General features: G+C 67.7%; 30 protein-coding genes and 2 tRNA genes. 15 read left to right on the forward strand and 17 right to left on the reverse strand.

All coding sequences use genetic code 11. The features are described 5' to 3' along the window. Positions 1-15: 15 nt before the first annotated feature. The 10 genes from OOZ19_RS01660 to OOZ19_RS01705 all read right to left on the reverse strand — a co-directional run bounded on the left by OOZ19_RS01660 (position 16) and on the right by OOZ19_RS01705 (position 6,888). A complete protein-coding gene (locus tag OOZ19_RS01660; RefSeq protein WP_266087401.1) occupies positions 16-1,026 on the reverse strand; it encodes a bifunctional DNA primase/polymerase in 1,011 nt (336 codons plus the stop codon). Positions 1,027-1,038: 12 nt separating this feature from the next. Continuing rightward, positions 1,039-1,644: a GGDEF domain-containing protein gene (locus OOZ19_RS01665; protein ID WP_266087403.1), complete on the reverse strand. Its 606-nt coding sequence runs from the start codon at positions 1,642-1,644 to the stop codon at positions 1,039-1,041. Positions 1,645-1,728: 84 nt separating this feature from the next. After that, positions 1,729-1,986, reverse strand: a complete 258-nt coding sequence (locus OOZ19_RS01670) for a hypothetical protein (protein ID WP_266087405.1) — start codon at positions 1,984-1,986, stop codon at positions 1,729-1,731. A 141-nt stretch (positions 1,987-2,127) separates the two neighbouring features. Further along, positions 2,128-4,308 carry an FtsK/SpoIIIE domain-containing protein gene (locus tag OOZ19_RS01675; protein WP_266087407.1) on the reverse strand — a complete coding sequence of 727 codons (2,181 nt, stop codon included), beginning with the start codon at positions 4,306-4,308 and terminating at the stop codon, positions 2,128-2,130. Then, positions 4,305-5,156, reverse strand: coding sequence for an ABC transporter permease (locus OOZ19_RS01680; protein WP_266087409.1), 852 nt, complete (start codon positions 5,154-5,156; stop codon positions 4,305-4,307). The genes OOZ19_RS01675 and OOZ19_RS01680 overlap by 4 nt, the downstream gene beginning before the upstream one ends. Further along, on the reverse strand, positions 5,153-5,392 hold the full coding sequence (locus OOZ19_RS01685; RefSeq protein WP_266087411.1) for a hypothetical protein: 240 nt from the start codon (positions 5,390-5,392) through the stop codon (positions 5,153-5,155). The genes OOZ19_RS01680 and OOZ19_RS01685 overlap by 4 nt, the downstream gene beginning before the upstream one ends. Before the next feature lie 83 nt (positions 5,393-5,475). Further along, entirely contained in the window at positions 5,476-5,904 is a 429-nt protein-coding gene (locus OOZ19_RS01690) for an NUDIX domain-containing protein (protein WP_266087413.1), read from the reverse strand. A 29-nt stretch (positions 5,905-5,933) separates the two neighbouring features. Then, on the reverse strand, positions 5,934-6,116 hold the full coding sequence (locus OOZ19_RS01695; protein ID WP_266087415.1) for a hypothetical protein: 183 nt from the start codon (positions 6,114-6,116) through the stop codon (positions 5,934-5,936). Between the two features lie 23 nt (positions 6,117-6,139). Next, positions 6,140-6,604, reverse strand: a complete 465-nt coding sequence (locus OOZ19_RS01700; protein WP_266087764.1) for a DUF3307 domain-containing protein — start codon at positions 6,602-6,604, stop codon at positions 6,140-6,142. Continuing rightward, positions 6,604-6,888, reverse strand: coding sequence for a hypothetical protein (locus tag OOZ19_RS01705; RefSeq protein ID WP_266087417.1), 285 nt, complete (start codon positions 6,886-6,888; stop codon positions 6,604-6,606). The genes OOZ19_RS01700 and OOZ19_RS01705 overlap by 1 nt, the downstream gene beginning before the upstream one ends. A 164-nt stretch (positions 6,889-7,052) precedes the next feature. Between OOZ19_RS01705 and OOZ19_RS01710 the strand changes: the two genes are divergently transcribed. Beyond that, positions 7,053-7,430: a helix-turn-helix domain-containing protein gene (locus tag OOZ19_RS01710; protein ID WP_266087419.1), complete on the forward strand. Its 378-nt coding sequence runs from the start codon at positions 7,053-7,055 to the stop codon at positions 7,428-7,430. Positions 7,431-7,462: 32 nt separating this feature from the next. On the opposite strand, the gene OOZ19_RS01715 is transcribed toward OOZ19_RS01710, so the two are convergent. Next, positions 7,463-7,663, reverse strand: a complete 201-nt coding sequence (locus OOZ19_RS01715) for a hypothetical protein (RefSeq protein ID WP_266087421.1) — start codon at positions 7,661-7,663, stop codon at positions 7,463-7,465. A 203-nt stretch (positions 7,664-7,866) separates the two neighbouring features. Between OOZ19_RS01715 and OOZ19_RS01720 the strand changes: the two genes are divergently transcribed. Together OOZ19_RS01720 and OOZ19_RS01725 are read left to right on the forward strand one after the other, a co-directional pair. Beyond that, positions 7,867-8,607, forward strand: coding sequence for a helix-turn-helix domain-containing protein (locus OOZ19_RS01720; RefSeq protein WP_266087423.1), 741 nt, complete (start codon positions 7,867-7,869; stop codon positions 8,605-8,607). 10 nt (positions 8,608-8,617) lie between these two features. Further along, on the forward strand, positions 8,618-9,094 hold the full coding sequence (locus tag OOZ19_RS01725) for an NUDIX hydrolase (RefSeq protein ID WP_266087425.1): 477 nt from the start codon (positions 8,618-8,620) through the stop codon (positions 9,092-9,094). Here the strand turns inward: OOZ19_RS01725 and OOZ19_RS01730 are convergent. Beyond that, a complete protein-coding gene (locus OOZ19_RS01730; protein ID WP_266087427.1) occupies positions 9,082-9,633 on the reverse strand; it encodes an HD domain-containing protein in 552 nt (183 codons plus the stop codon). The two genes, OOZ19_RS01725 and OOZ19_RS01730, sit on opposite strands and share 13 nt — an antisense overlap. 483 nt (positions 9,634-10,116) lie before the next feature. Between OOZ19_RS01730 and OOZ19_RS01735 the strand changes: the two genes are divergently transcribed. Both OOZ19_RS01735 and OOZ19_RS01740 read left to right on the forward strand, forming a co-directional pair. Beyond that, entirely contained in the window at positions 10,117-10,311 is a 195-nt protein-coding gene (locus tag OOZ19_RS01735) for a helix-turn-helix domain-containing protein (protein ID WP_266087429.1), read from the forward strand. Positions 10,312-10,593: 282 nt separating this feature from the next. Further along, positions 10,594-11,682 carry a beta family protein gene (locus tag OOZ19_RS01740; RefSeq protein WP_266087431.1) on the forward strand — a complete coding sequence of 363 codons (1,089 nt, stop codon included), beginning with the start codon at positions 10,594-10,596 and terminating at the stop codon, positions 11,680-11,682. On the opposite strand, the gene OOZ19_RS30065 is transcribed toward OOZ19_RS01740, so the two are convergent. Next, positions 11,648-12,211, reverse strand: coding sequence for a sce7726 family protein (locus OOZ19_RS30065; protein WP_416309377.1), 564 nt, complete (start codon positions 12,209-12,211; stop codon positions 11,648-11,650). The genes OOZ19_RS01740 and OOZ19_RS30065 overlap by 35 nt on opposite strands. 785 nt (positions 12,212-12,996) lie before the next feature. On the opposite strand from OOZ19_RS30065, the gene OOZ19_RS01745 reads away from it, so the two are divergent. Then, entirely contained in the window at positions 12,997-13,629 is a 633-nt protein-coding gene (locus OOZ19_RS01745; protein WP_266087433.1) for a DUF6461 domain-containing protein, read from the forward strand. 1,045 nt (positions 13,630-14,674) lie between these two features. Continuing rightward, positions 14,675-15,922 carry an APC family permease gene (locus OOZ19_RS01750; protein WP_266087766.1) on the forward strand — a complete coding sequence of 416 codons (1,248 nt, stop codon included), beginning with the start codon at positions 14,675-14,677 and terminating at the stop codon, positions 15,920-15,922. A 742-nt stretch (positions 15,923-16,664) separates the two neighbouring features. Here the strand turns inward: OOZ19_RS01750 and OOZ19_RS01755 are convergent. After that, positions 16,665-17,156 carry a peptidylprolyl isomerase gene (locus tag OOZ19_RS01755; RefSeq protein ID WP_266087435.1) on the reverse strand — a complete coding sequence of 164 codons (492 nt, stop codon included), beginning with the start codon at positions 17,154-17,156 and terminating at the stop codon, positions 16,665-16,667. A gap of 399 nt (positions 17,157-17,555) precedes the next feature. After that, positions 17,556-18,386 carry an SAM-dependent methyltransferase gene (locus OOZ19_RS01760; protein ID WP_266087437.1) on the reverse strand — a complete coding sequence of 277 codons (831 nt, stop codon included), beginning with the start codon at positions 18,384-18,386 and terminating at the stop codon, positions 17,556-17,558. Positions 18,387-18,522: 136 nt separating this feature from the next. On the opposite strand from OOZ19_RS01760, the gene OOZ19_RS01765 reads away from it, so the two are divergent. Continuing rightward, positions 18,523-19,068 carry an alpha/beta hydrolase family protein gene (locus tag OOZ19_RS01765; RefSeq protein WP_266087439.1) on the forward strand — a complete coding sequence of 182 codons (546 nt, stop codon included), beginning with the start codon at positions 18,523-18,525 and terminating at the stop codon, positions 19,066-19,068. 12 nt (positions 19,069-19,080) lie between these two features. Here the strand turns inward: OOZ19_RS01765 and OOZ19_RS01770 are convergent, their stop codons facing one another. Further along, positions 19,081-19,371, reverse strand: coding sequence for a hypothetical protein (locus OOZ19_RS01770; RefSeq protein ID WP_266087441.1), 291 nt, complete (start codon positions 19,369-19,371; stop codon positions 19,081-19,083). Positions 19,372-19,500: 129 nt separating this feature from the next. On the opposite strand from OOZ19_RS01770, the gene OOZ19_RS01775 reads away from it, so the two are divergent. Both OOZ19_RS01775 and OOZ19_RS01780 read left to right on the forward strand, forming a co-directional pair. Further along, entirely contained in the window at positions 19,501-20,046 is a 546-nt protein-coding gene (locus OOZ19_RS01775; protein ID WP_266087443.1) for an RNA polymerase sigma factor, read from the forward strand. Beyond that, complete coding sequence (locus OOZ19_RS01780; protein WP_266087445.1) at positions 20,043-20,966, forward strand: VOC family protein; 924 nt, start codon at positions 20,043-20,045, stop codon at positions 20,964-20,966. The genes OOZ19_RS01775 and OOZ19_RS01780 overlap by 4 nt, the downstream gene beginning before the upstream one ends. A gap of 90 nt (positions 20,967-21,056) precedes the next feature. On the opposite strand, the gene OOZ19_RS01785 is transcribed toward OOZ19_RS01780, so the two are convergent. Further along, positions 21,057-21,488 carry a TIGR03668 family PPOX class F420-dependent oxidoreductase gene (locus OOZ19_RS01785; RefSeq protein ID WP_266087447.1) on the reverse strand — a complete coding sequence of 144 codons (432 nt, stop codon included), beginning with the start codon at positions 21,486-21,488 and terminating at the stop codon, positions 21,057-21,059. Positions 21,489-21,516: 28 nt separating this feature from the next. Between OOZ19_RS01785 and OOZ19_RS01790 the strand changes: the two genes are divergently transcribed. From OOZ19_RS01790 to rpmG, 5 genes are all read left to right on the forward strand, one after another. After that, complete coding sequence (locus OOZ19_RS01790) at positions 21,517-22,557, forward strand: alpha/beta hydrolase (protein WP_266087449.1); 1,041 nt, start codon at positions 21,517-21,519, stop codon at positions 22,555-22,557. Positions 22,558-22,897: 340 nt separating this feature from the next. Further along, positions 22,898-25,528, forward strand: a complete 2,631-nt coding sequence (locus tag OOZ19_RS01795; RefSeq protein ID WP_184476228.1) for a putative bifunctional diguanylate cyclase/phosphodiesterase — start codon at positions 22,898-22,900, stop codon at positions 25,526-25,528. A 133-nt stretch (positions 25,529-25,661) separates the two neighbouring features. Next, positions 25,662-25,734, forward strand: a tRNA-Thr gene (locus OOZ19_RS01800). A gap of 89 nt (positions 25,735-25,823) precedes the next feature. Then, positions 25,824-25,899 (forward strand) — tRNA-Met (locus tag OOZ19_RS01805). Between the two features lie 66 nt (positions 25,900-25,965). After that, a complete protein-coding gene (gene rpmG / locus OOZ19_RS01810; protein WP_184476231.1) occupies positions 25,966-26,130 on the forward strand; it encodes a 50S ribosomal protein L33 in 165 nt (54 codons plus the stop codon). Positions 26,131-26,214 lie beyond the last annotated feature (84 nt).

Consider the following 26,214-nt stretch of genomic DNA (forward strand, 5'->3'; position numbering starts at 1 on the left):
AAGTGAGTGGGGTGGTCATGCGGTGTGGCCGAAGCTGCGGAGGGATTCCGGTCCGTCGTAGCTGCCGCGCTGCCAGCCGCGCGAGGCGTTGCGCCGCGCGGTGGCCTCTTCGATCGGTTTGCCGGTGCGCTGGCGGCGGCGGATCGCCGCGCCCGTGAGCGCGTCGATGGCGTCGTGTTCGGACCACGGCGCGGCGTCGTGGACCGCGAGGTTCGCCAGCCGCCGGGCGGAGGCGTAGAGGAGCCGCCAGCGCTCGCCGTCGCGGGTTTCGACCTTGTGCAGCTCGGCGTCCCAGACCCGCTGCCAGTAGCCGGGCGCGTGGCCGCCCGCTGGTCCAGCGGGGAGGTTGGGAGCGTTCCCCGGTTCGATCACCGGGGGCGCCGGTGCGGCTCGGCGGGCCAGCCAGGCGGGCAGCTCGGCGATGCCGACCCCGGCGGATGTGCGTTCGTAGGTGCCGGTGGAGTCCTCCGGCGGCGCGGTGATCCGGCAAGCCGGGGCCACCACGTAGCCGCCCTGGGCGCGGACGTCGATCTGGTGGCCGACTCGGCCGGTGGCGTCGCTGGTCACGTCGAGCCCGGCCGGAGCGCGGAAGTAAAGGTGCCGCCCACTGCTGGGCGTCGCGACGGTCAGCGTCTCCGGCAGATCCACGCCTTCGGCCGTGGTGATGGCTTCCAGCGCTTCCAACCCGTCCGCGGCCAAGGTGGGCCGGTCGTGCGCGGCGGGTGCGGCTGGCTTGTTCTTGCAGTCCAGGTCGAGCACCACCAGCCCGGAAGGGCCGGTGCTGATGCCGACGTTGGCGCGCGGAGTGTGGGTCCACCACCGGCGGATCACCGCCGGGTCCGTGGTGGCCGCCAGGTAGCCGTGACACGGCCCGACGGTGGTCAGGCAGTGGCACTCCGCCGGAGTGCACTGGTCGGCTTTGCAGGGCAGGCAGTTACCGAAGGGGCGCTTGCTGTCCGGTCGCAGAGGGAAGACATGCAGGCCACTGCGGGCGAGCCAGGCGGCGAGTTCGAGGTAGTTGGTCACGGTGGTCCTCCTTCAGGCGGCGTGGTCGGGCTGCGGCGGGAGGTCTCGGACTCGGCGCGGTCGCCCGGACAGCGCCACAGGCGTTCTCCGGGCGTGCTTGGCGCGGTACATCCGCCGGTCAGCGGCGCCGAGCAGCTCACCGAGCGGGGCGCCGGCCTCGGCGACTGCCAGGCCGACGCTGCCCAGCGCGGTGAGGCGCCGGCCTCGTACGTGCAGCGGCTCGGCGAGCGCCTGGGCGATCTGGTCGGCCCGGTGCTGCGCGACGGCGTGGTGGGCGACGCGGCCCAGGTGGAGGGCGAATTCGTCGCCGTGCAGCCGCACGGCTCGCTCACCGGGTGCGGTGTTCTCCGCGAGGCGGGCGGCGACGGCGGTCAGGACGTCGTTGCCGAAGTCGTGGCCGTGGGTGTCGTTGATGGCCTTGAACTGGTCCAAGTCGATCAGCAGCGCCCCGACGAGCCCGCACCGGCGGTAGCGCCGTGCGTGGCGTCGGAGTGCGGCTCGGTTGCCGAGTCCGGTCATCTCGTCGGTGTGCAGTCGGCGGTGAAGCGTGGCGGCCGTGGCGGTGGCGATGGCCGCCCATCCGGCGGTCGCCAGCGGCAGCGTGAGTTCTGCGAACATGAGCGGTGCGCTCCTTCGGGGGTGTGAGTGGTCCCGCCCGGCCGGACTCCGGCCAGAGGCAGCCGGGCGGGACCGCGGATCTCGTCAGCGGTTGCGGCGGTTCTTGCGGTGCAGGCGGCGGTAGGCGTTCCACGCCTTGAGCCCGGCGCGGGGCCGTAGTCCGGTGCTCTTGCAGGCGCCGCAGAGCCGGACGGCTCGGATGAACGGGGAGCGGAACTTGCCCTCGCCGTGGCAGGTCCGGCACGCCTTGAACGGCCAGAGCACACAGCTCGCGATGTAACCGAGCGTGACGATGAGCAGGGCGGCGAAGAGGAGCAGGCTCGCGGAGCTTGAGGGGGTCACAGGTGGCCTCCAGGGGGTTTCGGGCACAGGTCGGCCCGCACGCCTCTAGGAACTAGGGCGCTGGTGGCAAATGGGATGGGTGTCTAGCGGGGTCTCTAGACCTAGAGGCGGCACCGTCTAGGGCTAGAGGCCCACGGCGGGCTATCCGGCGTCGCGGTGGCGGTTACGTTCCGTGACTTCGTCGGTGATGTCGGCGCGGGTGATGCCGATGCGGCTAGCGCCCTTGCCCTCGTCGGTGGTGCCCCAGACCTGTCCGGTGCGGATGCCGTGTCGCTTCAGGGCGGCGGTGAGGTCGGCGGCTTCCCGGTAGGTGCCGTAGGTGTCGGGTCGGAGTTCGTAGAGGCGGGCGATGACGCGTTCGTTCCAGACCTTCTTCTCGGTCTCCGGCACCACGGTGAGGACGTCTTCCAGCAGCGTGTCCCGGCGGGTGTCCTGTTCGGACTGGAGCTGCTCGCCGATGGCGTGGCCGGTGAGGGTTCCGGCTTGCTCGCGCAGGTTCCGGGCGTAGGCCACGACCTTCTCCGCGGCCGGACCGTCGAGCCCTGCGACGGTCCGTACGATCTGAGCTTCGGAGCCTTCACCGACCAGGTAGCCGATGCCCTTGTCTTCCCACGCGAACGTCGTGGCGCGCACGCCCTGCTTGTACTTCGAGGTGCCCAAGACCATGTCGTTTTCGGTCTGTCCCTGGACTTTCAGGCAGAACCGGGTGGAGACGTTGGCGCTGATCCCGGTCGGCAGGGACTTCGCGTCGGGGCGTTGGGTGGCGAGCATCAAGATGATGCCCAGCGCCGGACCACGTTTCACGAGGTCGGTGCAGATGGCCTCCAGCTCTTCGCCGTAGTCAGGGTGCTCGAACCACACCTGGCATTCATCCACCCCGATGACGATCGGATGCAGCCGCAAGCTCTTCTTGCTGGCCAGGTCAGGCGTGACCTTGTTCTCCGGAGCCTTCCCGTTCTTCGCCAGATCGCGGATCAGCTTCGCCCGGCGGCGCAGCTCATCGCGCAGTCCGCGCAGGTCAGTGACGGCCTGGTCGATCTCTTCCGGCTCGTCGCCCACGCCGTGCACGTGGGTGACCGGTTCCAAGGGGTCGAGGTCGCCCGTTCCCTTCAGGTCGTAGGTGTGCAGCTCCGCACGCGGATCGAGGGCCGCAATCAGCAGCAGCTCACGCAGCGCGAAGGTCTTGCCCATGCGGGGAATCGCGCCGATGACCACGGAGGTGAACATCAGCCGCAGATCCACCCACCGGCCGCGCTGATCAGTGCCGAACGGCTGCGACTGGAACAGGTCCACCCGGTTCCCCTTGCGCAGCGCCCAAGCGGGCTGGGTGGCCTTGCGCATGTCCTGATCGCCCACCCAGAGCACCAGGCGTCCGGCGTGTTCGGCGTTGTCGGCCTCTGGCCACACGCACCCCAGCGGGCGCCGCAGGCCCGAGGCGAGCTTGGCGCGACGCTCCATGATGTCGCCCGGCGTCACCCCCGGCGGCAGATCGATATCCGCCCGCCAGCCCTTCCCGTCACGGGCGATCGGCCGGGGGAACCCGACTCCGGTTCCGCCCTTGCCCAATGCCTGGTTGATCAGGGAGATACCCAGGGATGCCAGTGCGGTTTCGACTGCGCCGGAGGTGAGCTTGGGGACCTTGGTGGACTCCACCGCCCGCGACGCGATCGGCTTATCCGCAGGCGCGCCCAACCAGCCCAGACCAGCCAACGCGAGAACAGCCGCAGCCCACTGCACGGCAGCGGGAAGCACCGCGTGCCCGAGCAGGACCGCAGCCAGCGTGGCCGCACCAAGCCCCGCCGCGATGATCGCGCGAACTCGGACCCGGCCGTCTCGCTGCTGGGACAGCTTCAGGTACTCGGCGGCGTCCTCACGCCGTGCCGACGCGAGCCGCACCGGGAGTCCCTCGGCGTCACCGATCCACCGCAACAGACCGCCGACCAGCCGCAACCCCCCTGCCGGAATCCGCACGATGAGCCGCGCCACGTAGACCGGGCACCGCACCGCGTGAAACCCGGCAGAGTGCCCGGCATAGCCCAGTGCCCACCGTGCGGTGGCCCGGAACTCCTCGGCGTCCTTGGCCCACGCCGGGAGGATTGGGAGCCGCTTCTCCGCCCGGACCAACGCCGAACCCGGCTCCGGCTTCGTCGGCTGGTCGACCTGCGGCGGCTCGACGATCTCACCGTCGATCACCTCCGTCCCGGCCGACGCCGGGGCGGTCTGCTCGGTGTCGGGAGTGGTGACTCGTTCGGAGTGCAGGTGCAGCACTCGGGCGGTCTGCTGCTCGGCCTGGGCGTGGTGCTGTTCGTCGTGGTCGGTCATGGGGTCACCTCCGTGGGGTCGGTGTGCAGCAGGTGAGTCAGGGCCGCGCCCATACCGAGCACAGCGACGGGCAGGCAGGCGACCAAGGTGGTGATCCACCAGGGCGCTGCGGTCATGCCTGCGGCGGTCATCAGGTGATAAGCGACCTGCCCGAGCGCGCCGAGCCCGAGCGAGCCCAGCGCGGAGACCTGGGCGAACCGGCGAGCCCGGTGCGGGACCTGTCCGGACAGCCACACCCGCAGCGCGTAGGCGGCGTAGGTCTCGACGCCGATCGGGAGCGTGATCGCGGTGTTGAGCTCGAACCCGTCCCAGATCCCCGGAAGCGGGTGCACGATCCCGAACCCGGTCAGCCCGCCCAGGCCGACCCACCCGGACCAGATCGCCACGAACGCGGGCAACGCCAACAGCAGCACCGGCCACCGAGCAACCGGCTTGTCTACGGTTGGGGGCTCCGGGCTCGCGATCTTGCTGACCTGCTCCGGGGCCACCGACTCCACCTGGTCGTCGGTGGCGGGAGTATCGGGCTCGTCGCGCTCGGCGGGGCCGGGATCGGCGGGTTCCGGCTCCGGGATTTCCTCTTCGGCGTGGTCCTCGGCGGACAGCTTTGCCGCCTGTCCGGCGGAGTCGTTCGAGTCCGGCTCGGAGACCAGGTGCAGCCGGACCGGGTCCGGTTCTGGGGTGGGCTCGCCGAGCAAATTCAGCACGGTGTTGGCCTTCTTCGCTCCGATTTTCAGTTCCGACATGAGCCGGTTCCGCGACGGCAGTTCACCGAGGTCGGCGGCGAGCTGCCGGGCCTGCGGCACGAGGTCTTCGATCGGGGTCGGGTAGGCGCTCTTGGCGGTGGTCACCGGGCCACCTCCGGCAGCAGGCGCGGGGCGGGGACGCGGTCGCCGAGGTGCTCGACGGCGACCATGACGCCCTTCAGCACCACGATCACGGCGAACGCGCCGAGAGCGGTGGTGCGCACCAGCCCGGAGGCCAGCGACAGCGCTACCAACAGCACGGCGGGCAGCACGCCCCACCGCAACGCCTGGAACGTCACCCGCACGGGCGGGGCCACGATCCGGAACAGGCGCACTAGCATCGGAATTCTCCTAATTTGTTAGCTACGGGTTGGGAGCCCCGGCCCAGCGCGTTCTTGGCGGGATGGCTGGGCCGGGGGCACCGCTAGCGGGACAGCAGGTTGAGCGCGTCGCGCACGATCAGGTCGTGGTCGAACGCCAGGCGGCGACTCAGCGCGATCTCGACGGGCATCCAGCGGGCGTCCCTGGCGTCGTCTCCGGCGGTCGCGGGCGGCATCGTCGGCAGCAGCGCGGTGAACGCCACGGAGATGACACGGCCGCGCGGATCGCGGTCCGGCTCGTCGTAGACGCCGACCGTGTCCAAGCGCCCGGTGGTCAGGCCGGTCTCTTCGCTCAGTTCGCGGCGGGCGGCGGTGATGAACCGCTCGCCGTTGTCGACATAGCCACCCGGAAGCGCCCAATGCCCCGCGAACGGCGCCCAGCCCCGGCGAATCAACAGCACGTGGCGCACGCCGCCGGACTCGGCGAACAGGACGATGTCGGTGGTCAGGCTCGCGTTGGTGATCTCAGACAAGACGGTGCCCTTTCAGGTGGCGGTGGGGTTCAGTCGAAGGTGATGTCGCCGGTGATGGCCCCGGCCTGGATACCGACCACGCCGCCGCGATTGACGTTCACGACGTGCCCGCTGGGCTCGGTGATCCCCGGGTCCTCGGAGTGCTTGCCCTCGGCGAGGTCGTCGGCGGTGTAGGCCCGGCCTCCGATGTGGACAGTGACGTTCTTGGACATGGCTCCTCCTGGTGTTCGGGCGGTCAGAGAACGGCGGTGAGCAAGGCGGCGACGGCCAGCCAGAGCCAGTGCCAGGACTGGTCGAGCGCGTAGGCGCCGGTGCCCAGGTGCGGGTTGTCGTCGCGGCCGGTACGGGGTGCGCCGAAGCGGTAGAACTCGCCGTTGCCGACCCGGTCCGCCAGCGCGGCGAGGGTGTGGCGGCGGTCGGCCCAGTAGTGGGTGATCGCGCTGAGGACCTGGCCGACGACGAAACCGGCCGGGCTGATCGGTAGGCCGAGCACGACCCACAGCAGCGCGATCGTTCCGGCGGTCGCGGCGGTGTAGGACACCACGTGCTTCGCGCAGGCGAACCGGCCCAACCAGTCCGGGCGGCCCTTGTTCGCCGCCTGGTGCGAGGTCTGCAACCAGTGATCAGCGACGTGATGCGCCACCAGCAGCGCGGGCAGCGTCGCGGCGAAGACCAGGGCAGGTTCGAGGTGCACGGCCATCACGCGGCCTCCCCGTCCAGCTCGACCGCCGGAACCTCGGCGGCCGCGGAGACCAGGCGCAACACCGTGTTCCCGGCCCGCCGTTGGTAGCGACGCAGCCGGACCCGCTCACCGGAACCCATCTCCGACCAGGTGAACGGCGCAACCAGCGGCTCGGGCGAACCCAACTCCTCGGAGATCACGGCCTCCCAGTGATCCCGCACGTGCAGGCGATCCCACTCAGGCAAAGCGGCCTCGCAAAAGGCCAGGTCAGTTGCGGAAAAGTCGTAGTCGTGAGGGGGCATCCCTCAGCCTCCTTTCAAGCGATGGCGATAAAAGTAGCGCTACTAGTAGCGCTACGCAAGGTTGACGATGCCGCTGAACCGAAGGTTCGCGTGCGCAGGTGGGCTCTTGATCGGTTGAAGCGCTATGATTTGCGCTGGTAGTAGCGGGTTCGAGGGAGGCTTACGTGGGCAAGCACTGGGACGCCGTAGCGACCGCCATCAACACCCGATTGGCCGAGTTGGACTTGACCCAGCGAGAGCTAGCGGAGCGGTCCGGTGTCAGCACGGCGACCCTGCGACAGCTCCAGAACAACTACGAGCCGCGCCGCCGGAGCCCGCGAACCTTGGCGGCGATCTCCGAAGGGCTCCGCTGGCCCGCTGATCACTTGGCCCAGGTGCTCGAAGGAGAGGTTTCGCGCGAAGACACCGGGACTCTCCGGTCCGACGTCGCTCGCCTCTCCCATGAGCTGACCGATGCCCGCGCCGAGATCGACGATCTCCGGGCGGAAGTTCGGCAGCTCGGCACCAAGTTGAGCGACATCGAAGCGCGCGACGCTCGCTGAGCGCGCCCACAAGGCGAACCTGCTGCGCGGCATCAGCTGACCTCACCGAAGAAGGTCATCAAGGACTCGCCTGCGCTCCCAACTCCCGCCGCCACCGACGTCACGAAGTGGGCCGCCGCCACCGGGCTTTGGATCACCGTCGCGAGCGCGGCGAACAGGAACAATGCGCCGATCAACTTCGAGAGCGGGCCGCCGCCGGCCTTTGGGGCTCCGGGGATTGCGTTCTTCGCCATTGCTGCCTCCTAGGTTCGTCCGCACCGTGGCGGTGCTGGCCTTTTCCCTTGCTGGCACCAATTTCACCGAGATCTCGCGGACGTTCCCACGGGTATTTCCTGGTCACTTGCAGACGTCTCAAGTGGGATATACCGTCCCGACTGATCCCTTGGGGCGTCCCAAAACGCCCGAAGAACGTCCCGAAACGTCCCTTGGAGGCGGGGTGGCGAACGAGCGCCTGCGCGCAGCCATTCGCGCCGTCAACCTCACGATCGAAGAAGTCGCGAAGGCTGTCGGCGTCGACCAGAAGACCGCCGAGCGGTGGATCACGAAGGAACGGGTCCCGCACCGGAAGACCCGCCGTGAGGTCGCCGAGCTGCTCAGCGTCGCCGAGGTCCAGCTCTGGCCCTCGCTAGCGGACGACCTGCACACGCAGTCCAGCGACAGCACCGAGTTGGTGCACCTCTACCCGTCGCGCTCGGCGGTGCCGTTCGCGCTGTGGACAGAACTCATCGCCGGTGTGCGGGAGCGCATGGAGGTGCTGGTCTTCTCCGGTCAGTTCCTCGTCGAGCAGCACGACATTCTTCCCTTGGTGAAGCAGAAAGCTGAGGAGGGCGCGCTTTTCCGCTTCGCCGTGGGGGATGAGACGTCTCCGGTTGTGGTCCAGCGCGCGGTTGAGGAAGGCACGACAGGCGGTCTGGAAGGCCGTATCCAGCTGATGCGGCGGTACCTGAGCAAGGTTTCCAGCCTGCCGAACGTTGAAGTCCGCACGCACGGAACGATCCTGTACAACTCGATCTACCGCTTCGATGACCAGCTACTCGTCAACGGACACGCTTACGGTGCGCTCGCCGGGGAATGCCCTGTGATGCACCTGCGGAAGGTTCCCGACGGGCCGATGTGGGAGCACTACACGCAGTCCTTCGAGCGGGTCTGGAAAGAAGCCGAACCCGACACGTTGTGAGGAGAAGCCAGTGGCCCGCGTGGACTACTTCAACGACCCGGATGCGCCGAAGGCGAATTCGGTGGTTCCGTCCGTCACGGCGGTGATCCGCAATGCCGCTGGCGAGGTGCTGCTGATCCACAAGGTCGACAACGACCTGTGGGCGCTGCCCGGCGGCGGCCATGACGCGGGGGAGTCCATCACCGACACCGTGGTACGCGAAGTCGAGGAAGAGACGGGCCTAAGCGTCGAAGTCGTGCGCCTGGTCGGCACCTACACCGACCCGAACCACGTCATGGCCTACACGGATGGCGAAGTGCGGCAACAGTTCTCGTTGTGCTTCGAGGCTCGCTGGACCGGCGGCCAGCCGCGGGAAGACGGCAGCGAGACCAAGGCGGTCCGCTGGGTCGCCCCAACGGACCTGGACCGGCTCAACATCCACACGTCGATGCGACTGCGCATCGACCACGCCTTGGACCGAACCCGGAAGGAGCCCTACTTGGGCTGAGCCTCGGCGAGCCGCTGTTCCGTCCGGGCAACGGCTTCGGCGAGCACCGGGCGGGCCTTGACCCAGGTGCGGTGAACGGGGTCGTCCGGCGCGTACCGGCTCAGGATCTCGTCGATGCGGCCGGAGTAGGTCAGGCGTTGCCCGGCGGGACCGGTCGTGAGGTCGGCGGTCACCAGCGCGTCGAGCAGCGCGGAATCCTCGAACGGGAACTCGGCGAGCTCGTGCTCAAGCCCCCGTTCGGCGGCTTCGAACCGAGCGCCGGAATGGTGCGCCACGAGATTCACGATCCGTTCCGGCCAATGCTGCTCGCGGAGGTAGCGGGCGCCGTCGAGCGGGTGGAAGCGGGTGTGCCCGATCTCTTCGGAGTAGCCGATGTCGTGCAGCCACGCCGCCGCTACGAGCGTGTCGCGATCCTCGGGCGGAAGGGCTTCCTGTAACTCCTCCGCGCGGGAGGCGACGGCTCGAACGTGCAGCCAGCGCCGGCCAAGCGGCGCGACGAAACGTTCGGCCGTCTCGGCAGCTTGCTGTACCAACTCCATGCGTGCTCACGCTACCTTTCGGTTCGTGCCCTGACGTGCACGTGACTGCGGTAGACCCCTGCCCAAGATGTGCGCGGCACAGGGCTTCTCATGGCGCCCTGAGATCACCGGAGAGCTAGTTTCCCGGTCGGCGGGGGATGACGGGAGGGGCGCAAGCAGCCTCACGCTCGCGGCGATCGGCCATGCACCACTCCTGAAAGTCCTCATAGGCCGGGAACCGGCCCACCGGAACCCGCCGCAACGGTTCAGCCTCCCGAACCTCCCCGGTCAGCCGACGGACGTACTCCGTCCCGCCGTAGACCTGAACCTCCCGGCCGTGCGGCCACACGTACATCCACCCGCCGACACCGACCACCCACGTACTGCGATCCACCAGCCACCCCCAAAACGGACACTGAGGCCAAGTAGGCCAACTGTAAGGCCAATGAGGCCACGCAGGCCAGAGAGGCAGCAGAGGACACGCTGCAGCCATACGTTCAGCACGTGACCAAGCGGCTGCTGTCCTCTGGCGAGCTGGCGAAGGAGCTAGGAATCTCCCGCCGCTCCATCAGCCGCTACGCGGATCAGGGCTTGATCTCCGCCGCGCTGGTGACGCCCGGCGGCCGCTACAAGTTCGACCTGGATGTGGTTCGCGATGAGTTGAGAAAACTCGCGCAAGAACGCAGGAGCGAGCGCTAGACCTGACGCTTGGCAGCACAGCGGCCTTTGGTGCCAAAAGACCAGGACTAGACTAAAAGAGTGGTTTTCGGCACCCTGATTTACCGCCTAGTACCGCGTGTAACTGAATTTCCCGGATACTAGTCCATAAGAATGAAAATCTCGTTTCGGCAGCAATAATCGACATGAGGGTGTGTCTGCGGTTGTCATCTGTTTGGACGCTGCACTCATCGGTAAGGCTATGTGATTATGACGTCCTGTGGGTGATGCTTAGTCAAGCTGTTGATCCGTAGGGAGTTAGTAATGCACGACCAAGTAAACTATGTTCCAATCCTCCTCACTAGGCGAGGGGAGCGTTCGGCGTTGAGTGAGCTCGATTCCGAATCCAAGTCTCGAATTACTCCACTTTTTACGGTGCATCCACGTGATTGGGACTATGATCAAGAATGCTGGAAGAAGACAGTGTCCGAGCATGTCGAAACTCTTGTAGATCAGTTGTATTCATGCTGGCCAGATCGACGTGCATTCATTGACCTAGAACATTTGGATGAGTGGCTGGATGGATCTATTGAAGATCATCCGTTAACCTTACTAATTGAAAAGTCTCTCCAGTTGGGTTCCAATCTGGTCCCTGTCGTAGCTCCAGATCGGAACCCTGACTACTTAAATGCTTCCCGTCATGCTTGCAGGGAATACGGGACGGGTCTTTGTTTGCGCCTAAAACCATCGTTGTGGCCTTCGATGCCAGAGGGGCGATCTTCTCTTTCTGATATTATGGATCTTATGGGATCAACTCCCGACGAAGTCGACCTCATACTTGACCTGGGCGCCGATACTAATTCTGAACTGGCCACTTCTGCCGCCCTGGGAGAGTTCTTAGCCTTGCCGAATTCTGACAAGTGGCGGTCGATCACTCTGGCGGGTGGCGCGTTCCCTAAAGATTTGACGGGGGTAGAAAAAGATAAAATTTACCGCGTTTCGCGTTCTGACTGGGGGCTTTATCGGCGCGTCGCCGAACAGCTGTCATTGCAGGGGAAGCGGCGGCCAGATTTTGCAGATTACTGCGTGGCGCATCCCGATCCTAGTTTGGGAGTTAACCCCAGGTTTTTAATTATAAGCGGGCAGATTCGATATACGGTAGAGGATGACTGGCTGGTTGCTAAGGGTGGCCAGTTCAAGCGTGTTGGCGGTGATGCTGTGACCTCACCGGTGCGCCTTATTGTGCAATCCGACGAGTTCCGCGGGGAACAGTACTCAGCCGGGGATGCGTGGATAGCCCAGGTGTATCAGGGTGGCGATAAGAAAGGGAATCCCGAGGTTTGGCGCCGGGTGGCTACGAATCACCACTTAAAATTTGTCACTGACCAGCTCGCCAACCAATCCGAGACCTAAGTCTATTTCTAACGGTCTCCTGAATTGTTGATGTGTCGAGCTCTTCGGTCATCCTGCGCCATATTTCGCGCCGTGGCTTTGAGCGCACACCTCGGTCTATGCCTCTTTTTTGAAGTTCGTCAAGTGCCTCTTCGCGCCACAAAAGTTGAACTAGGGACCACGGGTCCACGACTGGATTTTGTGTTCCTCTTCTGAGTTGGTTTAGCTGTATGCTGCCTTGATTTTCAGTCGCTATGATCACTTCCCACCAATTGGGTAGGAATTCGATGGCTTTAGTTGCGTGACATTCGGCTACAACGAGCGCAGCCCGATCGAGTGTCCTTGAGTAAACTTGGACCTGGCTCGGCAAGCGTCGCAAATTATCTCGTGCGCTCTTGATCTCGTAGCCCCAGAACGAACCATTCACAACCGCAAGGTCGACACGGACAAGCCCGCCAAGATCGAGCTCGTCGACAAATAGTGTGTCCGATTCGGGGTGTTCGGCTCGTAGGTGCGAGGTAAGACATGTCCGAACATCCCGATCACGCATTCTGGCCTCCTCTGCGACATGTCTTGTGCTGCCTTAACATACCGCTCTGTGCTCGGGTCGTCCCTACCTGGCCGAGCCTCACCCAGCGGCTAAGCCTATGAACCTCTACGGGGTTAGGTTGCCGACGGCTGCCTAGGCTCAAGCGAGCCTCTCCTACGCAAGCGGATTAGGCGCGGGCCAGCGTGGGGAACTCTGGTGCCTAGCAGAGGGCGCCTGGTCAATCGATGGCTAAGCGGGGCCGTGCTGAAGAATACTTGCACGTCAGAGCTCCATGGGCAGCACTCTGTAAATCAGCCGCGAAAGCTTCGGAGGTTCGAATCCTCCACCTGGCACACCAGCCGAAATGGCCCGGTGACCTGCAAGAACAGGGTCACCGGGCCGTTTTGCGTTGTCCGGTCGTGTCCGGCTGACTGCGGCCGTTGACGGGTGTCTGTGCCGAATGCGTGCCACAGCTCGGAGTCGCCGAGCAGCTCGGGGACTGGTTGTCGAGACGCGGTCTCGCCGCCGTACCGCCATCAGCTCTGAGCAGCCGCACCTGTCGAAGCCCCTGTGCCTTCCCGGCATCGGTACCCGTTCGCGCCTCCTGAACAGCCTGTGCTGCTCGCGGAGTGATGCGTCGGCTTTGTCGCGACACGGCGGCTGTTGAGCCATCCGGGGGCTGCCCAAGAACCGAATCCGGACAAGGGCGAACTGGCAGACATCACCCCGACCGTCGCCTAAATGATCTTGTTCGCAGGTGTTTGCTCTTGCTGGTGCGGAATCGGACAGGTCTTCAAGGAGGCAAGATGGTGACATCAGCGGATGCTGGCTACTCGTCGAATTGGGTGAGCGAGTCCGGGCTGGACCTTGAAGAGGGTTATTGCATCACCCTGGCGCGGGGAGTGCGGCCACGTGAGGCTCTGCATCGTCTAGGTGTCAGCGATGCGGCCATCCGGGCCGCCACGTGGCCCGAGTTCACGGCTGAGCTTCGTGAGCCTGAGCCTGCCCACGTCAGCCATGGTGTTGTCGCCGCGTTCGTCATGGGCGAGCACGTCGTCTTGGTCGAGGACGTCGGGTATCGAGGGCGCTCGCCAGAGTGGGCCGGGTCGGTGTCCCGGGGCACGGAGGCCGTCAACGTTTACCTCAGCCCCACCAGCCTCAAGGAGGAGCTGAGCATCTTCCGGGACGGTCAGCAAGTGGCCTCCATCGATGGTGACGAGCCAGAGGTTGTCGAAGGCGGCGATGCGGAACTGGCCGGTCGGCTGGTCGAGCTGACCTACGATGCCCTCAAGCCCTTGGACGAGGACGACGAGGCACCCGAGGACCTCAGCGACGGGCGGGTGGACCTGCTTCAGGTCGCCTGTGACTATTTCGGGCTGCAACCGGAGGCGCCGGACATTAGCGGGCCGGTATTGGGGGCACTCGTCGAGTACCGGTAATGATCACACGAGGAGTTTCCGCAGGGTGCGGTGGTTTAGTGTGCATGATGCCGATCGGCTCTTTGTTGGGGCCCTGTGTTCCGAATGCGGCTGGTAATGACGGGCGTTGCTGGGCTCGTTCTTGGTTTCGTTCGTTAGAGTTCAGGACGGTCCGCCACCGTGTGCGCACGCCTGTGGCCACCACGTATCCGATGTGCTGATCCCCGCTGAGTCCACCTTCGCGGACCTGAAAAGCAAGAACGTCGATTGGCCTCTACGCAGGCGTGACACGGAGTCCCACCGCTTCGGAAAAACCTCTGGCGCACGGGCCGTACCGAGGAGTAAACAGGGGCAAGCCCCGTGCTGTGCTGAATCTGCGCCCAGGGCAACCTGGAATTCGACTGGTCAGCGCCCCGCGTCGCGTGGTCTGCCAGCCGCGCAAGCTTCGGAGGTTCGAATCCTCCACCTGGCACACCAGCCACAACAGCCCGGTGACCAGCACTAACTGGGTCGCCGGCCGTTTGCGTTGCCCGGCCGCTACCGTCTCCGCACGGCTGGTTCCGGCCAATCCCTGGCCACGGCCCGAGAGCCGCGCCGACCCGATTTCCGGCGGCTGGGTGCGTCAAGATCTCGTCATGCGCGTCGGACGAGGTCGTGAAAGGGGAGCCGCGTGCGTATCGGAGAGCTCGCGAAGCTGACGGAAGCCACGCACGATCGTGGTCGAGGACGCCGACCCGGACCTGCCGGCACGCCTTGCGCGGGAGCGCGCCCGGATGACGGCCCGCATCGACTGCCTCACCCGGAACCGGGACGCCGTCGACGGCTACATGGACGCAGTGGGCGAAGCGACAGCAGTGCGAAGCACAACGGCGCCGCATAGGCGCTCACCCCGGAATCGGGCACCTGGGCTGCTCGCGCAGGGCTCTCGCCCCGTTCCTGTTTTCCGCCGAGCTGCCGAACCGATTCGTTGCCAGGTTCGCGGGGTATGGGTCAAGGTGCCGTGTGATGAGCAGAAGCGAGTGCGTGCGTGAATTCCACCCCTGACTCCGGGCGACTGGCCCGACGGATGGGCACCGTGGACGCCACCGTGATCGGACTCGGTTCGATGCTCGGTGCCGGGGTGTTCGCCGCGTTCGCGCCCGCCGCCGCAGCAGCGGGAACCGGCCTGTTGCCGGCACTGGGCCTCGCCGGGGTGATCGCCTATTGCAACGCGGCCAGCTCCGCACAGCTGGCCGCGGCGTATCCCACCTCAGGCGGCACCTACGTCTACGGCCGCGAACGCCTCGGACACTGGTGGGGGTTCGCCGCCGGGTGGGGATTCGTGATCGGCAAGACCGCCAGCTGCGCGGCCATGGCACTGACTTTCGCCGCCTACGCCGTCCCCGGCCACGAGCGCCTCGCCGCGGTGGGTGCAGTCGTGGTGCTGGCGGCGGTCAACTACGCCGGAATCACCCGCACCGCCGCCCTGACCCGCCTGCTGCTGGCCGTGGTCGTGCTCGTCTTGACCGTCGTCACGGTGCTGGCGGCCACCGCCGCCGACCCCGGCCGACTGGCCACCGCTGCGGGCGGATTCCCACACGGTCTCCTCGGCGTCCTGCAAGCTGCCGGGCTGCTGTTCTTCGCCTTCGCCGGCTACGCCCGCATCGCCACCCTCGGCGAAGAGGTCCGCGACCCCGCCCGCACCATCCCCCGGGCGATCCTGACCGCCCTCGCGCTGGCCGTGGTGATCTACGCCGCCATCGGCGCGGTGATGTTGCTGGTGCTCGGTCCGCAGCAGCTGGCCACAGCCACCACTCCGTTGGCCGAGGCCATGACCACGGCCGGATACGGCTCACTGACCGTCGTGGTCCGCATCGGCGCCGCGGCAGCCAGCCTCGGCGCCTTGCTCGCCTTGATCGCGGGGGTCGGGCGCACCAGCCTGGCCATGGCCCGCCAGCGCGACCTGCCGGGCTCCCTGGCCGCTGTGCACCCCCGCTACCAGGTCCCGCACCGCGCCGAACTCACCGTCGCCGCCATCGTCATCGCCTTGGTCCTGACCACCGATCTGCGGGGCGCGATCGGTTTTTCCAGCTTCGGGGTGCTGGTCTACTACGCCATCGCCAACGCCGCCGCTTTTGCCCAACCACCCGAGCACCGCCGGTGGCCCCGGGCGCTCAACGTCCTCGGCGTGCTCGGCTGCCTGACCCTGGCCGCCACCCTGCCCCCAACCGCCGTTCTGGCAGGACTGGCCGTGTTCGCGATCGGGCTGCTCGGCCGACTGATCACCCGACGACTCCGAGCTCGCCACACCGCGGAGCAGTCCCCGCAGCAGTAGACACCCGTGGGAGAGCAGCGATGAGCATCCCGGCTACCCGGCAGAAAAGGCCAGCGGCACCACCGGCTGCTGTGACGGCGACAGCAGCCGTCCTCGAGAGTGACCGCTATCGGACGATCCCCGTGCATCCGCCCAGGCCAAGAGATCACTTACAGGACAGGCCGCACCTGCGTAGCGAACTGAACGTGGTCGAGGTGGCAGGGGGCTACCGGCCACAGGGATCGTCGGTAAGCCGGTTTTGCATTCGGGCGATTCGCGCGCCGCTCAGCTGGGCTACGTAGTGGTGGGGAGCGGTGCGGTTGCACTCGTCGGAGTTCACCCGCGTTCGCCTCAGCGCGGGGGAGTGCCTCGCCAGCCGAAACGACGGCTGCGGACATCAGTGAACAGGCCCGCTCCGAGCTTGGAAGCGCGAGCCCTGCCGCTTGGCTGGGCAGCCTTTCGTCGGTCGCATTGACCCGTGCCACGAAGTTTCGGCACTTCGAAGCTTTGCAGGAAGCACCCTGCAAATCAGCCGCGCAAGCTTCGGAGGTTCGAACCCTCCACTTGGCGCACCAGCCGAAACGGCCCGGTGACCTGTACGAACAGGGCCACCGGGTCGTTCTGCGTTGTGCTCTGGCCGGCTCCCGGTGACCGGATTCCGTGCCGGAGCCGGGCCGTGGAGCTGGGGGCCCGAGCGGGTCTCGGCCCTGGGGCGGGCCGAGACCGGCGAGCCGCGCGGGGTTCCTCGCGCGGCTGTGCGGGATCAGAGGGTGCCGGACTCGGCGATCGTGATCTCGGCCTTGGGGGCGCCGCTCGACGAACCCAGCTTCTCGATCGCCGTCACGACGTCCATCCCGTCGACGACCTCGCCGAACACGACGTGCTTGCCGTCCAGCCAGGTGGTGGCGATGGTGGTGATGAAGAACTGCGATCCGTTGGTGTTCTTGCCCGCGTTGGCCATGGACAGCTGGCCGGGCTTGGTGTGCTTGATGCTGAAGTTCTCGTCGTCGAACTTGCCGCCGTAGATGCTCTTGCCGCCGGTGCCGTTGCCCGCGGTGAAGTCACCGCCCTGGAGCATGAACTGGGGGATGACGCGGTGGAAGCCGGAGCCCTGGTAGCCGAAGCCGTGCTGGCCGGTCGCCAGTTCGCGGAAGTTCTGCGCGGTCTTGGGGACGGTGTCGTCGAACAGCTGGAAGGTGATTCGGCCAGCCTGCTCGCCGTTGATCGTGATGTCGAAGTAGACGTTGTTTCCCATGGCGCCGATCTTTTCACACGGTGAATTCCGCCCGGCACCAAGTGCGGTTGCTCAAGGGCGCTTTCACTGGTAGGCGTCCCGAGATGTCACCGGTCGCCGAACAGGGCCTCGCCCGCTGTCGCACCGCCTCGACCTCCGTCTCCGCCGAGCGGTCGGCCGTCTGGCACGGCTCCGCACCGCAGTAGGCAGCGGCGGCTAGATCCCCGTTCATGCCTTCGCGCACCCCAAGCGTCAAAGGTGGAGGAAATGAGTTCCTCGGTATCGACTAGCGCGCCAGCCCTATTTTGCGGCCGTTATCGGAGTGCTCGAAATGGTGTTCAGGGGTTTCCGCGATTCGGTGACGACGTGGCGCCGCAGCTATCGGCGGAGGCGGTCGCGGGACGCACCCCGTACGTGGGCTCAGGGGAGGATGCCGAACGCGGCCCAGGTGTTGGCGACGGGTTCGGCGGAGTCCGGGTCGGGTTCGACGTCGGGGCGCCATTCGGTGACGCGGACCGGGCCGGGGGCGAGGACGTCGTAGCCCGTGAGCAGTGCGGGCGCCTCGGAGATGGGCCGGGGGATGACCGGCGTGGAGGTGCGCTGGTAGATGGCCAGGCCGCGGTCGACGGTGGCGGGGGCGAGGTTCTCGGTCGTGGTGTGCGACAGCGCGAGCACGCTCCCGGAAACGCAGGCGTCGCGGTAGGTCGCGAGCACCGCCGCCGGGTCCTGTTCGTCGCGCACGAAGTGCAGCACGCTGATCGCGAGCACGGCGATGGGCCGGGTGAAGTCCAGCAGTTCGGTCACACCTGGCGCCGTGAGCACCGTCCGCGGGGAGGTCAGGTCGGCTTGGGTGACCGAGACCCGCGACTCGTCGCGCAGCAGGCGGCGGGCGTGGGCGACGGCGATCGGTTCGCGGTCCACGTAGGCGATCCGCGCCGTCGGGTCGATCTGGTGCGCGATCTCGTGCACGTTGCCCACGGTGGGGACTCCGGAGCCGAGGTCGAGGAACTGGTTCACGCCGAGGTCCAGGCACAGCCGCACCGCGCGGCCGAGGAACGCCCGGTTCGCGCGCGCCGTGGTGGCCACGCTGGGCAGCGTCGCGATCTGCTCCTCCGCGGCGGCGCGGTCCACGGCGAAGTTCGCCGAACCGCCCAGGTAGTAGTCGTACATCCGGGCCGCGTTGGGGCCGCTCGTGTCCGGATCGCCGGTGAGGCCGGCCAGGTCCAGGTGCGATTGCCGTTCCGGACTCACCGGAACCTCCTCATCTCAGACGTCGAGCACTGGAAGTATGAGGGGTGCGGGGCTGCGAACGACAGTGCGAATTCCGCCCTGATCGGCCGCTGCCGCGATTCGGACGCGGCGGAACCCGGAACGCGTCACCGAACTGGTGCTGTTCAGCGTCTGCACGACGACCCACCGCGAAGTCGAATGGATCACGCAGGACATGGCGTGCGTGTTCCCGGAGCAGTGGGACCGCTTCCACGCCGGAGTTCCCGAAGCGGAACGGGACGGACGGCTCGTCGACGCCTACGACCGGCTGCTGCACGCCCCGGACCCGGAGGTGCGGGTGCGTGCCGCGCGGGACTGGTGCCGGTGGGAAGAGGCGCACGTCGAGGTGGGGCACGCGCGCCCGGATCCCCGCTACGACGACCCGGACTTCCGGATGACGTTCGCGCGGCTGGTCACGCACTACTGGCGGCACGGCGCGTGGTTCGCGGACGTCGAGCTGCTGCGGGGCGCGGAGCGGCTCGCCGGGATCCCGGGGGCGCTGGTGCACGGGAGGCGGGACGTCAGCAGTCCCCCCGACATCGCCTGGCGGTTGGCGCGGGCCTGGCCGGATGCGCAGCTGCGGCTCATCGACGACGCCGGGCACGGTGGTGGTGCGGTGGCGGCGGAGCTGGTCGCGGTCACCGACCGCTTCGCCGCCGGGTGAGCGGCCGTGTGATCAACCGCGGTGGATCAGCTCGTCGGCCTGGGCGAGTCCGTCCCGCACCGCGGTCCGCTCGGCTTCCGGGAGTCCGTCGACGAACCCGGGGCCGGCTGCTTTCACCAGCACCATCAGCTTCTTCGCGATCCCGCGGGCCTGGGTGATCCGGATCCGCGAAGCCTCCAGCGCCGTCCGCGAGTCGGTGATCAGCCGCCGGTAGCGGTGGTTGAGCTCGGCCCGCGCATCGACGACGTCCAACGCGACCGCCAAGCGGGACAGCTCGGCCGTGGGCACCTGCTCATCCGACACGTGCGGCAGCTTACGAGCCCGTTCGGATCGAGTCGCGCGTCCGGTGCGTGCGGGCTCCGACGCGACGTCACCCGAACGAATCAGGACCGAGGGCGTCGGAGCAGCACCCTCCCGAACGACTATGAGGGTGTGAGGCGACCGCAGGTGCAACCGGATCCCGCGGCAGCGCTGCTCGGTCTGTACGACGAGGCGCTGCCGCAGGTGTACGGCTACCTGCTCGGCCGAACCGGGGACCACGCGTTGAGCGAAGACCTGGCCGCCGACACGTTCCTGGCGGCGGTGAAGGCCGCCAGGGAACGTCCGGGGCAGGCTCCGAGCGTGGCGTGGCTGGTCGGGATCGCCCGGCACAAGCTCGCCGATCATTGGCGGGCGGTCGGGCGGGAACGGCTCGGGCTCGAACGGCTCGGGCAGGAGGAACCACAGGTCGAGGACCCGTGGGACGTCCGGCTGGACGCGTTGTGGGCACGGGAGGTGCTGGGCAGGCTCGGACCGCACCACCGGGCGGCGCTGACGTTGCGCTACCTCGACGGACTCCCGGTTCCGGAGGTCGCCGAACACCTGGGCCGGACCGTGCACGCCACCGAAGCGCTGCTGGTCCGGGCCAGAGCGGCATTCCGCCGCGACTACGAGACCGCCGGCGACGCGCAGGGCACCAGGGGAGGGCGAGAGCGATGACCGATCCCTTCGACGCTCTTCGCGAGCCGATCGTGCCCGCCGAACCGTCGCCGCGGTTCACCGAGCGGCTGCGCGAGCAGCTGGAACGGGCACTGCTCGACGACCCGGGAGCAACCATGACCAGCACCGAATCCACCCGGCACGCCGACGTCACCGAGGGAGTCGGGGCGACGCTGACCCCGTACCTCGCCGTGCCCGGCGCGCGGCACGCCATCGATTGGTACGGCGAAGTGTTCGGAGCTCGGCTGCGGGCCGAGCCGTACGTGATGGACGACGGCAGGCTCGGCCACGTCGAACTGGACCTCGGCGGCACCGTGCTCTTCCTCGCCGACGAGTTCCCGGAGATCGACATGGTCGGCCCGGCGAACCGGGGTGGGCCGAGCGTCAACCTCCACCTCGCAGTGCCCGATGTGGACGCCGTCGTGCTGCGCGCGCGAGAACACGGTGCGACGGCGGTCGGAGACATCGAAGACCACCCGTACGGCAGGTCCGGACGGTTCCAAGACCCGTTCGGCCACCGCTGGCAGATCATGACGCCGCCGGAGCAGGCCGCGGCGGATCGGACGGCGCCCGCACCGGAATTTCCCCGGGAATCGCGGCCCGGCGACATCGACTACATCACCATCACCACACCGGATTCGGCGCTGGCGAAGGAGTTCTACGGCGCCGTGCTCGGTTGGCGGTTCGCGGCGGGCGGCGTCGAGGATGGCTGGCAGATCGAGGACGTGCGGCCCATGGCCGGGTTGCACGGCGGACAGCCCCACGACGTGCACTTGTGCTTCCGGACCGACGATCTCGACGCCGCTCTCGACCGGGTGCGGGAACACGGTGGCGAAGCGGGCGAACCGCAGGACATGCCGTACGGGCGCCTCGCCACGTGCGCGGACGACCAGGGCCACCGCTTCTACTTGGTGGGGTGAGGTGGGTTTGTCGCCGCTGGTGGTGGTTGGGGGCCCCGGGGGTCGCGAACGGGTGGATTTCGTAGGCCGATCGCGTAGCGCCCGGTCCGGCTAATCGTGAGAGTGATCACCGCCGGCGCTCCAGCCGCTCCAGCGCCGGACCCGCACGACGATGAGCGTCAGGTGCGGGCGCCGCTGTCGGTACTGCTCGTACTTCGCGGCGAGCGCCTCGACCCACTCCGGGTGCGATGCGGCCGGGGCGAGCTCTGCGATGCCGTCCGCGCGCGCCCACCACAACTGCTCCCAGTCCTCGGAGTAGTCGTCGGTCAGCAATGTGACCTGCGGGTTCTGCTCGATGTTGCGGAGTCGGCGCAAAGCCGTGGTCGACTTCGGCTTGTGGTCGACGGCGGTCACCACCACGTCCCCGTCGACCGCGAACGTCACCGGGACGAGGTGCGGCCGAGCACCCGGATCGGCCGTCGCCAACCGGGCCACTCGCGCCGCGCTGAACCAGTAGCGTGCCTGCTCATGGCTGATGCGCATCAGGTTGGCCACTCCGTATTTTCGAGGTGTGCGAGCAGTTTCCGAACCAGGATCCGACATCGTCGTCGGTCCCACCTACGCGGAGCACCGGCATTGGCTCCGCTACCAGGAGTACTTCCCGAGCGGACTCAGCTTCGACGGCGATCTGGATCGCGGTCCGGACGGGGAGCCCGCCGCGTTGCCGACGGGTGATGGCCTGCCGGTGGAGAGCTGGTGGTCCTGGCGCGGCAGACGGGTGCACCTGGACCGGTTCCCGCGCCCGAACGCCCCGGCGAAGCTCATCGCGCTGCACGGCATCGGTGGCTACGGCCGGATGCTGATGCCGTACGGCAGGCTGCCCGCGCTCGCCGATCTGGAGTTCCTCGCGCCCGACCTGCCCGGTTTCGGGCTCACCGCCAGCGGTCTGCGGCAGGTGACCTACGACGGGTGGCTGCGTTGTGTGACGGACCTCGTCGCTGCGGAGCGGCGAACGGATGAGCGCCCCATCGTCCTGATGGGGGTGGGGTCCGCTGGGCGGCTGGCCTACGACGTCGCCGCACGCGCAGGCACCGACGGCTCGGTCGCGGGAGTCGTGGCGACCGGGCTCGCGGATGCGCGCCGGGAAGACGTGCGTCGCATGCTGGCGACCACCCCGGAACTGGGCCGGTGGGCCGGGCTGCTCGGGCTGCTGCCGGGCTCGGTTCCGCTGCCGCTGCCACCGGCGTGGGCGCCGGTGCGGTGGCTGGTGAACATCGCCGCGATGTCGAACCACGCCCAGTTCGCGCACGCGATCTGGGCGGACCCGCTGGGCGGCGGGAACTGGATGTCGCTGGGATTCCTGCGCAGCTTCCTGGTCTCCGCCCCGGCGGTGGAACCGGAGGACTACGCGGGACCACCGGTCCTGCTGGCGCACCCGGCGGAAGACCGCTGGACGCCTCCGCGGCTGTCCCGCGAGTTCTTCGACCGGCTCGGTGCGGCCGGTCGGTTCGCCTCGTTGCACGGGGCCGGGCACCTGCCGACGGAGGAGTCGGGGCTGGCCGATCTGGATCGTGCCTTGCGTGATTACGTAGACGAACTAGGTTTGGCGTGAGCCGTTGCTCCAATTGACGGAACTGCGGTCACTGATCGTGTTTCCTGGATACTCTCCGCATGGTCACTGATCGGTTGCTGCGGCCTTTTTCACATCGCGCGGCGCGGGTTCCCGGCGACAACTCGCCACTCGACCCGCCAGGATGGGCCGGGTCGAAGGCGCTGGTCAGTTCGATATCCGTGCAGGTGACCAGATCGCCCATCGCACAACGCGCCCCAGGAAAAAAGATCTTGACGGCGTTCGGCGGGCAACTCGGCCCTGGCCAATCGTGCCCGTCGTGAGTCACGATCGGCTCGGCAATCCGGTGCGACATTCGTGTCGCCGGACAGGAGGAGGGTGGATGATCGAGAGTCACCACACCCTCGATCCGGAGGCGACGCTGGACACCCCGCGCCCGCCGGTGCGGGCCGAGGTGGATCCGGCGCGCAGGCGGGTCTTCACCGCTTTCTCCCTCGGCACCTTGCTGGTGGGCCTGCTGGTCTCCGGCCTCACCTCGTCCTGGCTGGACTTCCGCTACGACGCGAGCCTGCTCTACATCGGCCCGCTGCTGGCCATCGGCTTCCTCGTCGCCGAACAGCTCACCATCGACGTCGACGTGAAGCGCGTCGGCTGGACCATCTCGTTCACCGAGATCCCGCTGATCCTGGGACTGCTCACCGCGCCGTTCGAAGTGGTGCTCGCGGCGAACCTGCTGGCCGGGCTCGGCGCCCAGGTCGGGCGTCGAGCAGCGACCCACGTCGTCTACAACGCGGGCGTGATGTGCCTGGAGATCGCGGTCCCGTTCGCGGTCGCCACCGCGGTGCAGCGAGCGCTGCCCGAACTGGCCCCCGAGTGGTTCGGGCCGGTCCTGGGCACCCTGACTTCCCCGCTGATCAGCTGCGCCTTCGCGTTGGCCGCGCTGCACGTGCTCGGTGGCGCGATGCGGGTCAGCGCCGCCGGGCGGCTCTCGGTGCGCACGCTGGCCGTCGGCCTGCTCAACACCTCCGTCGGGCTGATCGGCTACGAGGTCGCCAAGAGCACCCGCTGGGGCTGGCTGCTGGTGGCCCTGGTCGCCGTCGCCGTCGTCGGTCTCTACCGCGCCTACTCCGGACTGCTGCGGGAACAGCGCGACCTGGAAGCGCTCAGCGACGTGAGCCTCAGCGTCGCCCGGTCCGGCCAGGCCGCCGTGCGCAACCCCTCCGAACCGGAGGAGAACACCACTTCCGTCAGCGAGTGGGAACCCGTCGCCGAACGCATCCGCGAACAGCTCAACGCCACCCGCGTCGTGCTGCGCCTGCGCCTCGACCCGCGCGGTGAGGTGAGCACGCTCGTCGCTGGCGAACCGCTCCCGGAGGCCGCCCGGATCGCCGGGCCGCACGCCCTGCGCGACGACCCGCTGCTGCAACTGCCCGGCAGCCACGTCCGCTCCTTCCGCACCCTCGAAGCACCCGACGAGGTGCGCCGCGCGCTGCGGATGCGCGGCGCCTACGAGTCCCTGGTGGTGCCGCTGCGCGGGGCGAGCCAGCTGCTCGGTGCCGTGGAAGCGCACGACCGGGTCAGCCGCTGGCGCGGGTTCGGCCGCGCCGACGTGCGGCTGCTGCACACCCTCGCCAGCCACCTCGCGACCGCGATGGACAACCGGCGGCTGCTGGCGCGGTTGCGCCACGACGCCTACCACGACCTGCTCACCGGCCTGCTCAACCGCGCGGGCTTCCGCGAGATGGCGGCGGAGGAACTGCGCGCCGGGCGGACCGCCGTTGTGCTGCGGGTGGACCTGGACCTGCTCACCACGGTCAGCGAGGCGCTCGGTTACACCTGGGGCGACCGCATCGTGGTGGCCGCCGGGCAGCGCATGCTCGGCGAACTCGGCCCCGAGGTGCCGCTGGCGCGGTTGGAGGCCAACTCGTTCGCGGTGCTGCTCAGCGATCACACCGAGGAGCAGGCGCACGCGGTAGGCGAGCGGCTCTGCGAAGTGATCGGCGAGTCGTACCCGCTGGACCGGCTGGTCGTGGAGGCCGGCGGCGTCGCGGGCTACTCCTCGTCGGCGCCGAGCGACGCGGAGAACGAGAACGACATCGACACGCTGCTGCAGCATGCCGACGTGGCGGTGCGGGCCGCGCGCAACGCGAAGGACGTGGTGCGCGGTTACGCCCCGGCGATGGGCCAGGTGTTCCTGCGGCGCTTCCAGCTGGTCACCCAGTTCCGCCAGGCGCTGGACACCGGGCAGGTCGAGGTGCACTACCAGCCGAAGGTCGCGCTGCCGGGCAGGCAGGTCGTCGGCGCGGAGGCGCTGGTGCGCTGGTGGCACCCGGAGTACGGGCGCCTCGACCCGGACGAGTTCGTGCCGGTCGTGGAGGCCACCGGCCTGGTCGACGCGCTCACGTCCTTCGTGATGGAACGCGCGCTGATCAAGGTGCGGGAGTGGATGGACCGGGACCTGCGGATGTCGGTCGCGGTGAACCTCTCGGTGCGCAACCTCAACGACGAGTCCTTCCCGGACCGGGTCTCCGAGGCGCTGCTGCGCCACGACGTGCCGCCGGAACTGCTCACCTTCGAACTCACCGAGTCCTCGGTGATGGAGGAGCCGGAGCGGTCCATGCCGGTGCTGCGGCGGCTGCACGCGCTGGGCGTGGTGCTGGCCGTGGACGACTTCGGCACCGGCTACTCCTCGCTGGCGTACCTGCGGACGCTGCCGGTGGACGAGGTGAAGATCGACAAGAGCTTCGTGCTCGGCATGGGCACCGACCTCAGCGACATGGCCGTGGTGCGCACCATCGTGGAACTCGGGCACTCGCTGGACCTGGTCGTCGTCGCCGAGGGCGTCGAGGACGACGCCGCCCGGGATCAGCTCGTCGGAATGCGGTGCGACATCGCGCAGGGCTACCTGATCTCCCGGCCGCTGCCGGAGGACCGCTTCGAGGCGTGGCTGCAGGCTCGGACCGTGAAGGCCCGCGGACCCAAGTCCGAGACGGTGCTCACACTCGTGCACTGATCGGCCGCAGCGGGCGCATCTCGGCGCTGGGAGCCTTCAGTTCGCCTCTGAACTGGAGTTTCCTCGAACGGGTACCCCCGCTGCGGAGCCGGTTGGGCGGGTGTGTAAAGTTCTAATCGCTCCGCAAGGACATGCCCCAATAGCTCAGTCGGCAGAGCGTCTCCATGGTAAGGAGAAGGTCTACGGTTCGATTCCGTATTGGGGCTCGGAAAGCAGCTGCGGTGCTCGGTTATCTGGGTGCTGCAGCTGTTTTGCATGAGGTAGCCTCGGTGACTGACGCTGACAGGTTTCCCTCGGCGGTGTAGCTCAGTCGGTAGAGCAAGCGGCTCATAATCGCTGTGTCGTCGGTTCAAGTCCGGCCACCGCTACCACACGGTTCGCCCACGTCCGTCGAGCGAGCCTCCTAGGACGCAGTACGAGAGAGGAAGGGCACCTCTGTGGCAGCCACCGACGTTCGCCCCAAGATCACCTTGGCCTGCGAAGAGTGCAAGAACCGCAACTACATCACCAACAAGAACCGGCGCAACGACCCGGACCGCTTGGCGATGAAGAAGTTCTGCCCCAACTGCGGTACGCACCGCACCCACAAGGAGACCCGCTGATCGCAGCGCTCCAGTTGGACTTGAGAAACCCGCCCGGCACCGCCGCGGCGGGTTTTTCACGCGCCGGGGGGTTTCGCGCGTCTG

This window comes from Saccharopolyspora sp. NFXS83, assembly GCF_026241095.1.
GTDB lineage: Bacteria > Actinomycetota > Actinomycetes > Mycobacteriales > Pseudonocardiaceae > Saccharopolyspora_C.